We start from the raw sequence: 14,579 nt of genomic DNA, 5'->3' as shown, positions 1-14,579 counted from the left end.
ACCGTGAAAGGGCAGGAGTGGTATCAGGCCGACACCGTGGCCGAAGAGTACGAGGCCAAGCGGTTCTCCCGTGGCGGGCGGCTGATCGACCGACGTGAGAAACAGGCCGTCCTCAATGCAATCGGCCCTGTGGCCGATAAGGACGTGTTAGAGGTAGCTTGCGGGACTGGACGGTTCACTGTGATGCTGGCCGAGCGCGGCGCGAACATCACCGGGCTGGACATCTCAGGACCAATGCTCCAGCAGGGCCGTGAGAAGGCACAGGCGACTGGTGTCGACGACCGCGTCGAGTTCATGCGGGGCGACGCCGCCCGGCTCCCGTTCCCGGACGACCATTTCGACACCGTGTTTGCGATGCGCTTTTTCCATCTGGCGGACACGCCGGCGGCGTTTCTCGCGGAGATGCGCCGCGTCTCGAAGGAACAGGTCTTCTTCGATACGTTCAACCGGTTTTCGACCCGGTCGATATACAACTGGGCGCTCCCGATGGGGTCGCGGCTCTATTCGCGCTGGGAAATCGACCGGCTGTTAGACGGAGCGGGACTAGAACTGACTGACGCGAACCACGACTGGCTGCTTCCGTACGGCTTCTACCGGAAGATTCCGAACGAACTGGCCGCCTCGTTCCGGTCGCTCGATACGGCGCTTGGCGGCACGCCACTTGGCGAAAAGCTGGCCTCAGTGTCGTACTGGAACACTCACGTCTAGCGTGGCGCTGTTCGAACGACCCGTTTTTTGTATCGGAACGTCGCCGTCCGTCTCCCGCGACTTTTAAGCGCCTTCGCCGTCCTACCCAGAGGTATGGATATCTCGGTAGTGGTCCCGACGTTGAACGGCCGGGAAGAGCTGACCGGCTGTCTGGACGCACTCACCGAGCAGGTTCCCGATGCCGAAGTGATTGTCGTCAACGGCCCGTCAGCTGACGGCACGACTGGCATGGTCCGCGACCGGGACGACGTTTCTCTTCTCGTCGAAATCGCCGACCGCTCCGTTACGGTCGCCCGCAACGCAGGGATCGACCGGGCAACAGGGGACGTTATCGCGCTCGTTCATCAGTCACTCTCAGTCGAGTCCGGCTGGGCTGACGCCGTGAAAGACGGGCTTTCGGGGGCTGCCCAGGCTATCACCGGGCCCACACACCAGCAACTGTGGGCCGGGATGACGACCGAAACAGAGGAAACGCGGACAATCGCCGGCCGCGACGTGACGTACTTCAACCCCGGCAACGTCGCGTTCGATGCCGAGGTGGTGGAAGCGCTCGACGGGTTCGACGAGTACCTGAACGTCGGCAGCGCCCGGGACTTCGCACACCGGATGGCCGCCGGTGAGTACGGCGTCGACTGGAGCACGGAAATGTGCGTCAGCCGCGAGTTCGAGGCCGACGGCGGTATCGCAGAGACCGACTGGAACTGGAAGTACCGCTCGCTCGCCTACCGACTGGTGAAGAACTACAACGTCCGGCCGACCGTGGTGCGGCGAATCCTCAGCCACGCGGTCGGTGACGCGAAGGACGCGCTATTTGATGTCGTGCGGGGGGAGACGACGCCGTCGCAGTGGCTCGGCACTGGGCAGGACGTGTTCGGCGGCGTCGGGTCAGGAATCGTCGACGGCGTCCGGGCACGCGTGACCGACCGGACGGCTCGCCGGAATCCGAACGGTCGCTCTGCGCGCACAAACCGCGCGGTGACTGTGTACGACTGGCGATAACTGGTACTGGTCGCAACCGTTCGACTGGGCAGGAGTACGGGGGTCAGGGGGCCAGCGCCTCAATGACGCGGTTGGGATTGTTCGAGAACACCTTTCGCATCGCGTCTTCGGGAACGTCCAGTGTCAGAATCTCCATCACGGCCACGTTCGGGTGGACGCCAGGGACGCCGCTCCCGAAGAGAACGCGGTCGGGATGTTCTAACACCGCCCGTTCCATCGGCCCGCGGTAGCGGACTGCGCTGGTGTCGAGATACAGATTATCGTGGGTCTCCAGCAGGTCGATGGCCCGTTCCATCAGGTCCTTCCGGAGCGGGTGCGCGCCGAAATGTGAGAGGATAACCGGGAAGTCATACGCCAGCAGCGACTCAGCGACAGCTTCGGGTCGGAACCCTTCGCCACCGTGGACGATGACAGGCAGCGACACCGACTCTAGTTCTGCGAGCACGTCCTCGTCTGGCAGCCCGTCGGTCGGCGGATGGAGTTTGAAGCCGTAGAACCGGTCGTCGTATGCGTACTGCTCGATGTCTTCCGGGGACGTGTGGTCGTCCGTGCGACTACTTGCGAGGTTGCGAAGGGTCGACCCGGGGCCGCTTCCCGGGTCCCGAGCGCCGTTGACTCTGGCGAAGGCGACCATCGGTCGCTCGACGGTCATCCGGGCGACAGCGTTGTTCGCTTTCAGATACGAACCGTCCCGCTCACCGGGAAAGACGACGGAGCGGACGACACCGGCCTGGTGCATTTCCCGCTCCAGTTGCTCCGGGTCACCCATGCCGTCTCGGGGCCGGCGATGCTCGTCGGGTTCCAACCGTGCGTGCACGTCAACGACCCGAAACCCGTGCTCCAGCTCCAACATCTACTATATGGTGTGTATACTCCCATATTAAAAGGTGTGCAGGTCCGGCTCGGATTACGGGGACAGCACGGCGCTGTCGCCCGACAAGCGGTCTACGCCGTTAGAAAGTTTTATATAGAACCGCTTGCCTTGTCTTAAGTGAGGTTCAACACATATGTCATCTGGCCAGCGACGCATGGGCGGCCAGCCTCTTTTCATCCTTGATGAGGACGCCCAGCGCACACACGGGAAGGACGCACAGTCATCGAACATCTCCGCCGGAAAGGCCGTAAGCGAGTCTGTACGGACCACGCTCGGTCCCCGCGGCATGGACAAGATGCTCGTCTCCGACGACGGTGATGTGGTCATCACCAACGACGGGGCGACCATCCTCTCCGAGATGGACATCGAACACCCTGCGGCCCAGATGATCGTCGAAGTCGCCCAGACTCAGGAGGACGAAGTGGGCGACGGAACGACGACGGCGTCCGTGCTGGCCGGGGAACTGCTGACGAAAGGCGAGGACCTGCTCGACGACGACGTCCACCCGACAACAATCGTCGAGGGGTACTCTGCCGCGGCTGAACTCGCACAGGACGCCATCAACGAGCTCGTCCTTGATGTCGACCTCGACGACGAGACACTCGTCGAAGTCGCCGAGTCCTCGATGACCGGTAAGGGCACCGGTGACGTCGAGGCCGAGAAACTCGCCGAGGTCGTCGTCGACGCTGTCCGCCACGCCAAGAGCGACAACGGCGTCCGCCGGGACAACATCGAAGTCCACACCCAGACGGGTGCGGCTTCCTCCGCGACCAAGCTTGTCGAGGGCGTCATCGTCGACGAGACGGCCGTCCACGACAACATGCCGACCTCGGTCGAGGACGCGTCCATCGCGGTCATCGACACCGAACTCGACGTCCGCGAAAGCAACATCGACGCCGAGTACAACGTCTCTAGCGTCGACCAGCTCAACGCCGCGCTCGACGCCGAAGAGGGCGAACTGCAGGGCTACGCCGAGGATGTCCTCGAAAGCGGCGCTGACGTCGCGTTCGTCACCGAGGATGTCGCCGACCGCGTCGCCTCCCAGCTCGCCAAGGAAGGCGTCTTCGTCGCCGACAGCATCGGCTCCTCGACCGCCAAGGACATCGTCGAGGCCACCGGCGCGAAGCGCGTCGGCTCGCTGGAAGCCCTCGACGAGGACTCGCTCGGCCACGCCGACAGCGTCGACGTCGAGAAGCAGGGCGACGACGACGTGACGTTCATCACCGGCGGCGCGACCGCCGAGTCCGTCACGGTCATCGCCCGCGGCTCCACCGAACACGTCGTCGACGAACTCGAACGCGCGCTCAACGACGCGCTCGACACCGTCATCGCCGCGCTCGACGCCGGCGGTGTGGTCCCCGGCGCAGGCGCGACGGAAATCGCCATCGCCGACCACATCCGCTCCGAAGCGGCGTCCATCGAGGGCCGCAAGCAGCTCGCCGTCGAAGCGTTCGCCGACGCCGTCGACGTGCTGCCCCGAACCCTCGCGGAGAACACGGGCCTCGACGCCATCGACGCGCTCGTCGACCTCCGCGCAGAACACGAGAGCGAGGGCATCGCTGGCATCATCAGCGAAGGCCAGACTGGCGTCGTCGGTGACCCAGTCGAGTACGGCATCCTCGACCCCGCCGCGGTCAAGCGCGAAGCGGTCGACTCCGCCACCGAGGCGGCGACGATGATCGTCCGTATCGACGACGTTATCTCGTCGAGCTAAGCGAGGTCGCAACGCGACCTCGACACGAGCGGCATCGCCGCGAGTGTTCACAATCTGTTTTCTTTTGACTGCGCCAGAGAGCGGCACGACCGCTGTAGAAACTACCGCTCAGTCGCCGCTGGGTTCGACAGAAAGCGTCAGCGTCGCATCATGGCCGTCAGCGAGCGCTTCGACGAGGTCCCGGTCCACGTCGCCGGCTGCCGTGTCGGCGTTCACCATCACGGTCCGGTCATCGACGTAGTCGCTCGTCCGCAGGACGTGGCTCCGGTCGTTCTCGAAGGAGAGGTCGGGATGGCCGGTTCCGGTCACAGTAACGGTCTGCTCGCCGGCTTCGATAGTCGCTGTAATCGTCGCGTCGGCGTCTTGGCAGGCCGTTACGAACTCGCTGTCGAAGTCGGCAGGAACACGGTCGGCCTCGATAGCGAGGATGCAGTCACCTGCAGGGGTTAGAAAGTCGTCGCTCGTCACTTCCAGCGTGCTGGCGTGCTCGCCGGAGACGTTCTCGTGGCCCTGTGCACGGACCACTTCCTCGAGTGTCATACTTCCCGGTCACTGCCGGGCGTACTTCAGCGGGACGACTCCGGCCTGACGACGGTAACCGTCACCGCACCGCAGGCACACTCGTGGGCTTCGCGGCGGCCGGCCTCGGTCTCGAACACCAGCGCCGGCTCTCCGAGCGAGCGCTCGCAGTGCTGGGCCTCACAGGTCGGTGTCGCCGCCTCGTGCAATTCGGTGAACATATCTGGATAGTAGGTGGCTACCTATGTCAAAGCGAGCCATCCCCGGAGTGAAAGTGAAAGTGAAGGCGTGGGGCAAAGGATATGCCCCCACGGAACGGGCCACAAGGTATGTCGCTGGAGTGGCGCGGCGCGGCGGTTGCGCCGGACGACGAGATGCCGTCCCCGGAGGCGTGGGAACCAGTATCGGTTCCCAGCCGGCCCGGACAGTTCGCCGGTGCCGAGGCCGTGGCCTACGAAACGACGTTCTCGGACCCACGGGACGAGAGCGACGCACACACCCTGCTTGTACTGAGTGGAACCTACGCGCACACACGCGTGTGGTGCAACGGTGAGTTGCTCACCAGCCACGACGCCTACTTCGAACCGCTCCGGGTCCGACTCCCCGAGAGCGAAGAGTACCGGATCGTCGTGGAGTGTCGCGCGCCCGAGGACCGCTTCGGCGGGTTGCACGCGACTGACCAGCTTCCGTCGGAGCGCTGTGTCCCGGGCATCTGGTGGGACGCGACCCTCGAAACCCGACCGGACCCGTGTGTGAGCGAGCTCTCGGTCCAGCCACAGCTATCCGAAGCAGACGTAATCGACGCGTCGGTGGACGTGTCGGCGACCATCCTGACTGAAGAGCCACTCGACGACCGGATTACGCTCTCGCTTCGGCCGGAGGGCGACGTTCGCGGGGGCGGGATGATGGACCGAGCCCGCGTCTCGACCGACGAGGAGACGGCGACAGTGACCTACACGATGGACGTGCGCGACCCGTCGCTGTGGTGGCCCCACGACCGCGGCGAGCAGTCCCGTTACGTTCTCAGGGCGAAGCTCGGGGACGACGAGCACTCGGTGACGACGGGACTGCGGACGGTTTCGTACGACGGTGGCCTGCGGGTCAACGGCGAAAGCGTGCCGGTTCGCGGTGTGACGCTGCGCGATCCGACCGTCGAGGATGTCGCACGGGCCGTTGACGCTAACGCGAATCTCGTCCGGGTTCGAGCACAGGGAACGTCGCCAGAGGTGGCTCGCGCCTGTGACGACCACGGCGTCCTGCTCTGGCAGGACCTTCCCCTGTCGGGCCCCGGTTCGTTCGACACCGAACGAGGAACTGCCCTCGCAGCGCGGCTCACTGCGACATACGCACAGCATCCCAGTTTCGCAGCGGTCGGTGTTCACGACGAGCCAGTGTCGCCGTATGCTGACGGACTGGGCTCTGGGTTCCTCGACAGGCTTCGATTCCGGTGGCGTGCCTGGCGAGCCGGCTACGACAGCGCGGACGCCGAATCGGTGGCGTCGGCTGTTGACTCCGTCCCAACGTTCCCGGTAGTCGGCCCGCCCGGAATCGACCCCGACGCGACCACGCTGTACCCAGGGTGGCGGTACGGCGACGCAGCCGACCTCCCGTGGCTCTATTCCAGATTCAACGTCAGCGATGCCGTTGCCGGCTTTGGCGCCGGTGCGCTGGGAACGCCGGGCTCAGGCGATAGTCCTGGGTTCGATAGTGCCTGCCACGACCGCCACGTCGACGGCGGAGTCGAAGCATCGCAGGCGTATCAGGCCGGTGTCGTCCGTGAGGTTGCCGAGTCGCTCCGGCGACGCAACGCGCCGCTCGTTGTCGTTGACAGCCTTCGAGATGTCGGTGATGCGGGCATGGGCCTGCTCACCGCTGATGGGACCGAAAAGGCGGCGTTCAGTGTTCTTGCCGACAGCTACGAGCCCACACAGGTGATACTCTCGGATGCAGCGCCCGGCGAGCAAGATATTGTTGTCCTCCACGACCGTCCAGAAAAAGCGGACCTCACTGTGGAGTGGGACTGCAACGGGGACCGCGAACAGGCCGAACACACTGTCGGCCCATTTGCCCGCGTCACCGTCGACACACTCACCCTTTCAGCCGGTGACGATGTGACGCTTGCAGCCACCGACGGCCAGACTGTCGTCAAGAATGAGTACCGTATTATCGAGTAATACAGGTGCGTGATATACCATGGAAGCTCGGTGCGATAGTGACCGTCACACCCCCTGAATTATGGCGTGTGAGACGTTGACGCGGTATTCAATGCACCGGAATGTTTAAACAATATCCACCTCTATTTGTAGACACCAGAACGCTTCCGCGTTCAGGCAGTATCGCTTTCAGCCCAACATGAGAGGGAACCCTTGTTATTGGTGTCAGCCCCTCAGTAGTGGGTCAACTGTCTGTGCTGAAGCGGTGATGGCATAGAGGATTCAACAATGGCAGACTCGATAGACGAATCAAAGAACGTTACAGTAACAGAAGAGGATCTTGAAAACAAATCGAAAGGCGAGCTTATCAAACTCGCCGGCCAGCTTCGTGACCGACGGAACGAGCTGAACCAGATGGCGTCCGAGCGGGCCTCCGCCCGGGACGACCTGAACGCGAAGACTCGCGAGAAGGTCGACGAAGCGCAGGAACACCGCGAGAAGCGCGACGAACTCAACGAGCAGGTTCAGGAGCACAAAGACCAGCGTAACGAGCTCAATGCGGAAGCAAACGAGCTGTTCGACAAGGTCGACAACCTGAAAAACGACCTCGAACTCGATGAGGGGACGTCAGTCGAACAACTCAAAGAGGAAATCGAGGACCTCGAGTTCAAGCAACAGACCGAAGTGCTCTCCTCGGAAGACGAGAAGGAGCTCATCGAGAAGATCGAGACCAAGCGCGAAAAGCTCCAGGAGAAACAGGAGAAGCTCGATCAGGGCGGCGACCTCGAAGAGCTCAAAGAGGAAGCAGAAGAGGTCCGCTCTGAAGCCTCAAAGCACCACCAGAAGGTCACGGAACTGGCCGACGAGGCCCAGAAGCACCACAACGAGATGATCGAGGCCTACCGCGAGGCCGACGAGATCCGTGACGAGGCCGACGAGAAGCACGAGGAGTTCGTGGATGCTCAGGAAGCGGCCGACCAGCACCACGAGGACTTCGTCCGCGTCCAGAAGCGCCTCCGCGAACTCGACAAGAAGGAAGAAGAGCAGGAGCGCTCCCAGCGCGAGGAGAAGCAGGAAGCCGCTCGCGAGGAAGCAGAGGAGATTTATCAGAAGTTCAAGGAAGGCGAGACCCTCGACACCGAGGACCTGATGAAGCTCCAGAAGGCCGGCAAGCTGTAAGTCTGCAGGATTTTCTCTCTGTTTTCACTGAACATAGATGCATCACTCACTCGGCCTGCTCCAGCTCGGTGCGCTCTCGCTTGTCCCGACAGCCCTCGGCGGGGTCCTGTTTGGCCTCGCACTCGCTGCGCCGCCGGGCCCGATGAACGCCGTTATTGCCGAGGAGAGCGCCCTACGGGGCTGGCGGGCCGGCTTCTTTGCCGGCCTCGGCGCGATGACCGCTGACGCCTGTTTCCTCGTGCTCGCCGTACTCGGCGCCGCCACAGTAATCACCGAAACGCCGGGAGTCCGCCGCATAATGGTCGGCGCCGGCGGGCTCCTGATGCTCTGGTTCGCGTACGGAGCAGTCCGGGAGGCCAATACAGCAGTTACAGAGGGAGACTCGTCAGTCACGTCTGGAGACAGCCGCGGCTTCCGCAAGGCCCTCGTTCTGGCGCTGACAAACCCCTATCAGGTCGCCTTCTGGCTCACCGTCGGCGTGGGCCTCCTTGAACCCGGCGTGGTCGACGTGGCGTCGTACGTGCCCGCGGTCGGGACTGACGCGCTAACCGTACAGACCGGGCATCCGGTCCTGCTGGGTGGGTTTTTCGGCGGTATCGGTCTCTGGATTACAGGGTTCCCGGCGGCGATTGTCGCCGCAAGAGCGCGTATCGAACGGCTCGCACCGCTAATCGCGTGGGTCAGTGCCGCTGTTCTCGCCGGGACTGGCGTCCTGTTCCTACTGCGAGCGCTATGAGTCGCCCATCCCGGTCGCCACGTCGTCGAGGTCGTCCTCGACAGCCATTTCGGCGACCTCCATCGTCAGCCACTCCTGAAACCAGCGGGTCCGCTTGAGCCGCTGGTGGACGAGAGACTCGGCGGTGTCGCTCTGAACACGCTCGCGCGCGTCCTCGCCGCGCTCGATGACACGGTCGACCATCTCGGCCGCGTCCATGTGTGTCCGGGACTCATACCCCATACGCAACAGCATCAGGGCAGTCCCGTTCGCACCGACCTTATCCAGGATATCCGCCTCGATGAGACACTGGACTTCGAGGGGCAGGTCGTCCAGTGACCCCTGGTATGAGTGGACCTCGACGGCAGAGCAGACCTGTTCGATAAACGATTCGGGGTAGTCACCGTGTGCCCGCAGATACTCGCGTGCGATCCGAGCGCCGGCTTCCGCGTGGAGATCCTGCTCGGCTTCCAGTTTTGCGATGTCGTGAAACAACGCTGCCACGCGAGTCACGTCTACGTTTGCCCCTTCCTTGCGGGCGATTTTTGTCGCGATGTCGACGACGTTGAGGATATGGTTGAATCGGTACTCTGCGGAGTGCCACGGGTACCAGCGCATACGACCGCCCTCTTCTTCGTTTTCGACGCTCGCCGCGAGGTAGTCGTGGACGAATTCTTTCATTTCCTCAAACGCGTCGGCTGAGACAGGTGACTCCCTAATCTCGACGCCCACAGCACCACCTCCGGAGACGGATTTCGATATTCATCTTACACATATAGACGTACGTTCGACTCTTTAGCGTTACGACAGGGAGAACGGCTGCCACACCCGGCGTTTCTGGATGCAAACAGCGTCATAAAACTGGTCTTCGGAGCAGTTGTCCGCGCGGCGGACAACCGCCATCGCTGTCCCCGATTCCGTGTCAGGCGAGGTCTCTGTCGGGCGACAGCCGAGACTGGTTCTCAGCGGCTGGGAACATTAGTCCGGCTTTTTACATCTAATAGATAAATCGGTACATATGTCTCTCCAGCCACTGCATACGCCCGTCGGCGACGTGTCGATCGTTACCCACGCGATGAACGAACACGTGCTGACTGACGTGCTCGTCGGCGTTGGTATCGCCCTGTGTCTGTTCGGACTGTACTACAGGCTAATACTGCTCCCGGCGAACAGACAGGAGTCGTCACAGCGCACGGGGGACCAGTCGCCGCCGTAATTACAGGTAGGCGGCGTCCCAGCGCATCGGCTTGCGAACGTTGCCGCAGCTGCTACATTCGATGCGGCCCATTGAGTCCATCGCGTTCGCCAGCGTCTCACAGTTACTACAGAAGTAGCCATAACGATCGCTTCCCTCCTCTGTGACGTGGACCACATGGAACGGCGCCATTGACCCGGACTCGTGGTTGTTGTGATCGACGTAGACTGTCCGGCCGTCGTCGGTTATCCGTTCGCGGCCGAGTTCGTCAGCATCGGTGTAGAGGTTCTCGACGTAGGTCCGTCCAGCGATATCGACTTCACCCGTGCCGGCGCGTTCGAAGCCGCGGTCCTCGTAGAAGCTGTTGCCTTCGACGTTATCGGCCAGCACGCGTCCCTGAAGCGTCTCGGCACCGCGGTCATGGAGTTCTCCGTGGGTCTCGTCAAACAACGCTGATCCGACCCCCTCGCCGCGGTATGCCGGGTCGACGTGTAGCCAGAGAATCGTCCCGATACTATCACCTGACAGGACACTCTCTGAGAGACCGACCACCTGCCCGTCCTGCTCGCCGACGAGAAGCAACCGATTACTCTCTTCACTGAGTATTTCGTTAATACGCGCTTCGTCGTACCACTCCTCGATAGCGCTTGTAATCGCCTTCGGCCCCAGCGAGTACGACGCCTCGAGCGAGCGACGCGCCACGTCACGGATAGCCGGCCGGTCCGACAGCACTGCCTCCCTGATTTCCATATGACACTAGTTGGCACGGAACATCATAAATCTACAGTTCGGTGTCAGAATTTGGGACACTCGTTGAGCTATTCATGTGCGGACGTACGATTTGTGGCCTCGACTGGGACGTGTCTGCTCGCTACCCACTGCTATCGTTGCTCCCCTATAGAAGTGCAGTCGCTGTTCAGACTCTGTCACAGCATACTTCGGACGGATTCGAACCGCGGTCGCTCCGCGTTGCTCCACTCCCTGCTTCGAATCCGGAGCGATATCTCTCGCTCACCTACGTTCGCGAGAAGATAGTCCCGGGCGGATTCGAACCGCGAGGACTCGAATCCTCTCGTCCTCTGGGCTCGAACCGCTGAGATATTTCGCGCTCACAAACTTGTTGGCGCGAAAATAGTCCCGGGCGGATTCGAACCGCCGTCAAGGGCTCCAAAGGCCCTTATGATTGGCCACTACACCACGGGACTGCACTCACTCTGTTCGCTTGACCCGTGAGAGTCGCAATTCCGAAGGAATTGCTCACCACCACGGGACTGCACTCACTGTATTCGGAATAATCGACGGAACGCACTTGAACGCTTCGAGAGCGGGCGGTCAGTCGCTGGTGACTTCGGCCTCGACTTCGAGCAGGCCACAGACATCTCCTTCGGAGTCGAAACAGTCGGGACACTGTGGTTTGCGATTGATGATAGTGTCGAGGCGATCAGCGACTGTTTCGTCGATAACGCCCTCCAGTTGCTTTGCCTCGGCCCGAAACTCCTCGACCTCGAGCACTTCGATGAGGAACCGCTCGATAATACAGTAGTTCTGGAGTGCCTCGCGAGCCTGTGCGATGCCGTCGTCAGTGAGGTCGACGCCTTTGTACTTCTCGTGGTTCAGCAGTCCTCGGCTTTCGAGCTTCCCGATCATCTCGTTTGCGCTCGCCGGGCTGACATCGAGCATATCGGCCACGTCACCGGTAGATGCCGGACCGTCCTCTTGCTGTTGCGTGAGATAGATCGCTTTCAGATACTGGGCCTGCGTGTTCATTGATAGTCCTCCATCAGGTCGGTTACGTCTTCGACGCCCTCCGCCTCGTCCTCACGGATGTCCGATAGCACGGCAAGCAACCGCTCGCGGTCGATTGTGAATGTCACGTCCGACGCCTCGATCGCTTCGATGAGGTCGTCGTAGAACTTGTACGCCGTCTCCTCGTTACAGAGCTGGTCGTACAGCACGCCATCGAAGTCTTTGTCGGCTTCGTACTGGGCTTCGACCAGCATCTCGATTTCTTCGAACGGGACGGTGTCCGCTTCGAGGTCGTCGATGAGCGACTCCAGTTGCCGGCGGTGCTCAGCAGACTCTGTCTCGGCGTGCTCAAGGAGGTCAAGGACCGCCTGCTCGTGCTCTCCGCTCGTTTCTTCGGCGTGCTTGGCCGACCGTGCCTCGACGACCTCTTCGAGGACGATGCCGATCTGTAGCAGCCGGGCGAGCTGATGGTCAGACGCCACCGGCTGTGTAAGACTCACGGTAACACCCCCACTCGGCGCTGTGCTGCAGTCATACACGTAGTTCGGGGAGGGCCGGACTTAAGCGGTTCCCTGTCGCCGCCCTAGCGGCGGCGTCACGTTCCTGTTGGACCCGTGTGACTGCGTCTGGCTTCGCGGCGACAAACTCCCCACTGGGACTGAGACTGTCGGCTATCACTGCGACACGATACACCCCGTGATGGCAAGCGCCTTGCAGGGCGGACAGCCGACAGTATGAAACGACCCGACGGCTCCGACGTATCGTGATTGCTGTGCCTGCGTCCCGAGACGACCGCCCGACGTACTGCGGTCGATACCGTACAGAGGTCACTATCAGTCGCCTTCGGTCCCCGCCGCCGGTACCGCCTGCCAAGACACGTCCCGCCCCGGATAGGCGACCCGCCCGAACGGCCACTCGGTCGCAACCCACTCCCTGCAGGCCGTCTCGATCTCGTCGGCAAGGCCACGCTCGACTGCGGCCGCCGCCGTCCAGTAATATACCGCAGCGTCGTACCCCTCTATCCGTGTCGGCTGGACGTACAGACACCCCAGTTCGGTTGTCTCGGCGGGGTCGAACACACCGTATGTGAACGCGTCACGCCGCTGGTGTTCCTTATAGTGCCAGCACACGTCGATCCGGTTCTGCTCGGGGGTCAGTCCCGTCGGCCACTCGTCGTCGGGTCCGAAGATCCCGTGGAGGCGGTCACCGCTCTCGGTCACGGCCTCGTAATCTATTTCCGCGTCGGTGGGCGTCAGCGGCCGGAGCAGGAATTCGTTGGCCGACAGTCGGTCTGGAACGGGTTCGGACGGCCCGAGCAGGTCCGGCGTCTCGAAGGGCATACCCCCGAAACACACGATACGGACATTGTTGTTGCGATTGGCTGTGGCCGTCGTGTCGGTCTTCGACCTCAGCCTGTGGAAGTGCGGATTCGAGGAACTCAGCGACTTCTTCGGTCTTGTCCGGTTTGACCCTGATGGACGGTGAGACGCTTCACAGCGGCTGTCTGGTGAAAACGAGCCGGTAGCAAGAAGCAGTAGACGGGAAAGGCTGCGGACGGGGGCGGTTACTGCCTGAGCCGCTCGTAGATCAGCTGGTCGAGGTCCTCGCGGAGTTCGTCCACCTCAACCTCCTCCAGCACTGGCACGAAGAAGCCCTCGACGAGCATATTCTTCGCGCTCTCGGGGTCGACACCGCGGGAGGTCATGTAGAACATGTCCTCTGCGTCGACCTGCCCGACCGTCGCGGAGTGGGAGGCCTCGGTGTCGTGGTTGTTGATGATGAGCTTCGGCGACGCGTCGGCCTCGGAGTCGTCGGAGAGCATGAGCGTGTTCTCACGCTGGTACGACGACGTGTCCCAGGCCTCGCGGCCGACGTCCTGAACGCCTTCGTACACCGAGCGGGCGTCGTCGTCGAGGACGCCACGGGTGACGAGGTCGGCGATGGTGTGTTCGGCCTCGTGCCAGACCCGCGACGCGATGTCGAAGTGCTGGTCTTCGTGGCCGAAGAACGCACCCAGAATCTGTGACTCGGAGGAGTCACCCAGCAGTCGGGTTTCGACGTTGGACTTGGTCAGGCGGGAGCCGATGTTGCCGTCGATCCAGTTGACCGTGGCGTAAGTGTCGGCGTGGCCGCGCTTGACCTGGAAGTTGTAGGTCTCCTCCGAGAGGTTCTGGAGCGCGCCGTACTGGACGTAGGCGTTCTCTTCGGCGACGACCTCGACGATGCCGGAGTAGTACTGGTCAGCGTCGGTCGTCTCGCCCGTCTGCTGGCGCTCCAGAATCGTGACCGAGGAGGACTCCTCGGCGAGGACGAGCGTGTAGTTGAACAGCGACTGGCTGTTCATCGTCGTCCGGATCTTCACGTCCTCGGCGTCGACGCCCTCAGGGACGTAGACGACCGTTCCGGCAGAGAACAGGGCCGTCGACAGCGCAGTGAGGTAGTCCCGCTGCGGGTCAACGGTACTGCCGAAGTGCTCCTTGACGAGGTCCTCGTGGTCCGCAAGCGCTTCGCTCCAAGAGAGGACCTCGACGCCCTCCGCATCGACGCGGTCCTTGTCCTGTGCGTAGTCGAGCGGGTCGACCAGCGACTCGTATTCGAGCGCGTCGAGGTTCGTCCAGGTGCGACCCGGCGTCCGGATGACGTCCGGCATGTCGAGCTCTTCGAGCGCTGCGAGCGCGTCCTTTCGCGTCTCGAGCAGCCACTCGGGCTCGCCGAGGTCGTCTGAAATCTGTTCTACCTGGGCCTCTGTGAGATTGGCGTGTACCTGCGTACTCATG

The 14,579-nt window shown here is 62.5% G+C and carries 16 protein-coding genes and 1 tRNA gene; 7 read left to right on the top strand and 10 right to left on the bottom strand.

Annotation, left to right across the window (positions count from 1 at the left end; genetic code table 11):
* The first annotated feature begins 3 nt into the window (after positions 1-3).
* On the top strand, positions 4-708 hold the full coding sequence (locus G9C82_RS13180) for a class I SAM-dependent methyltransferase (protein WP_004957898.1): 705 nt from the start codon (positions 4-6) through the stop codon (positions 706-708).
* A 93-nt stretch (positions 709-801) separates the two neighbouring features.
* The gene (locus G9C82_RS13175) at positions 802-1,707 is read left to right on the top strand and encodes a glycosyltransferase family 2 protein (protein ID WP_011223858.1); all 906 of its coding nucleotides are present in this window, start codon (positions 802-804) and stop codon (positions 1,705-1,707) included.
* Positions 1,708-1,750: 43 nt separating this feature from the next.
* On the opposite strand, the gene G9C82_RS13170 is transcribed toward G9C82_RS13175, so the two are convergent.
* Complete coding sequence (locus G9C82_RS13170) at positions 1,751-2,560, bottom strand: amidohydrolase family protein (RefSeq protein WP_004957903.1); 810 nt, start codon at positions 2,558-2,560, stop codon at positions 1,751-1,753.
* Positions 2,561-2,735: 175 nt separating this feature from the next.
* On the opposite strand from G9C82_RS13170, the gene thsA reads away from it, so the two are divergent.
* Positions 2,736-4,295 (top strand): thermosome subunit alpha, encoded by a 1,560-nt coding sequence (gene thsA / locus G9C82_RS13165; RefSeq protein ID WP_004957905.1) that lies wholly within the window; start codon positions 2,736-2,738, stop codon positions 4,293-4,295.
* 108 nt (positions 4,296-4,403) lie between these two features.
* On the opposite strand, the gene G9C82_RS13160 is transcribed toward thsA, so the two are convergent.
* On the bottom strand, positions 4,404-4,835 hold the full coding sequence (locus G9C82_RS13160) for a DUF371 domain-containing protein (protein WP_011223861.1): 432 nt from the start codon (positions 4,833-4,835) through the stop codon (positions 4,404-4,406).
* A 26-nt stretch (positions 4,836-4,861) separates the two neighbouring features.
* On the bottom strand, positions 4,862-5,035 hold the full coding sequence (locus tag G9C82_RS13155) for a hypothetical protein (protein WP_004957909.1): 174 nt from the start codon (positions 5,033-5,035) through the stop codon (positions 4,862-4,864).
* A 108-nt stretch (positions 5,036-5,143) separates the two neighbouring features.
* Between G9C82_RS13155 and G9C82_RS13150 the strand changes: the two genes are divergently transcribed.
* The 3 genes from G9C82_RS13150 (at position 5,144) to G9C82_RS13140 (ending at position 8,882) form a co-directional block, all read left to right on the top strand.
* Positions 5,144-6,988 carry a hydrolase gene (locus G9C82_RS13150; protein ID WP_127014338.1) on the top strand — a complete coding sequence of 615 codons (1,845 nt, stop codon included), beginning with the start codon at positions 5,144-5,146 and terminating at the stop codon, positions 6,986-6,988.
* Positions 6,989-7,255: 267 nt separating this feature from the next.
* Entirely contained in the window at positions 7,256-8,146 is an 891-nt protein-coding gene (locus G9C82_RS13145) for a coiled-coil protein (RefSeq protein ID WP_004957913.1), read from the top strand.
* Positions 8,147-8,183: 37 nt separating this feature from the next.
* Positions 8,184-8,882 (top strand): LysE family translocator, encoded by a 699-nt coding sequence (locus G9C82_RS13140; RefSeq protein ID WP_007188810.1) that lies wholly within the window; start codon positions 8,184-8,186, stop codon positions 8,880-8,882.
* Here G9C82_RS13140 and G9C82_RS13135 read toward each other — a convergent pair.
* Positions 8,877-9,593, bottom strand: a complete 717-nt coding sequence (locus tag G9C82_RS13135) for an HD domain-containing protein (RefSeq protein WP_004957917.1) — start codon at positions 9,591-9,593, stop codon at positions 8,877-8,879. The two genes, G9C82_RS13140 and G9C82_RS13135, sit on opposite strands and share 6 nt — an antisense overlap.
* A gap of 286 nt (positions 9,594-9,879) precedes the next feature.
* On the opposite strand from G9C82_RS13135, the gene G9C82_RS13130 reads away from it, so the two are divergent.
* On the top strand, positions 9,880-10,077 hold the full coding sequence (locus G9C82_RS13130; RefSeq protein ID WP_127014337.1) for a hypothetical protein: 198 nt from the start codon (positions 9,880-9,882) through the stop codon (positions 10,075-10,077).
* On the opposite strand, the gene G9C82_RS13125 is transcribed toward G9C82_RS13130, so the two are convergent.
* The 6 genes from G9C82_RS13125 to sufD form a co-directional block, all read right to left on the bottom strand.
* The gene (locus G9C82_RS13125; RefSeq protein ID WP_127014336.1) at positions 10,078-10,806 is read right to left on the bottom strand and encodes a GNAT family N-acetyltransferase; all 729 of its coding nucleotides are present in this window, start codon (positions 10,804-10,806) and stop codon (positions 10,078-10,080) included.
* A gap of 382 nt (positions 10,807-11,188) precedes the next feature.
* Positions 11,189-11,261: transfer RNA gene (locus tag G9C82_RS13120), tRNA-Gln, on the bottom strand.
* Positions 11,262-11,388: 127 nt separating this feature from the next.
* Positions 11,389-11,823: a metal-dependent transcriptional regulator gene (locus tag G9C82_RS13115; protein ID WP_004957922.1), complete on the bottom strand. Its 435-nt coding sequence runs from the start codon at positions 11,821-11,823 to the stop codon at positions 11,389-11,391.
* A complete protein-coding gene (locus tag G9C82_RS13110) occupies positions 11,820-12,302 on the bottom strand; it encodes a hypothetical protein (protein ID WP_004957923.1) in 483 nt (160 codons plus the stop codon). Before G9C82_RS13110 ends, G9C82_RS13115 begins: the two co-directional genes overlap by 4 nt.
* A 333-nt stretch (positions 12,303-12,635) precedes the next feature.
* The gene (locus tag G9C82_RS13105; protein ID WP_121303552.1) at positions 12,636-13,142 is read right to left on the bottom strand and encodes a hypothetical protein; all 507 of its coding nucleotides are present in this window, start codon (positions 13,140-13,142) and stop codon (positions 12,636-12,638) included.
* A 224-nt stretch (positions 13,143-13,366) separates the two neighbouring features.
* On the bottom strand, positions 13,367-14,578 hold the full coding sequence (sufD, locus tag G9C82_RS13100; protein WP_011223868.1) for a Fe-S cluster assembly protein SufD: 1,212 nt from the start codon (positions 14,576-14,578) through the stop codon (positions 13,367-13,369).
* Position 14,579 lies beyond the last annotated feature (1 nt).

The organism is Haloarcula sp. R1-2, assembly GCF_011627385.1.
GTDB classification, from domain to species: domain Archaea; phylum Halobacteriota; class Halobacteria; order Halobacteriales; family Haloarculaceae; genus Haloarcula; species Haloarcula marismortui.
This window is presented reverse-complemented; position numbering and strand designations above follow the sequence as displayed.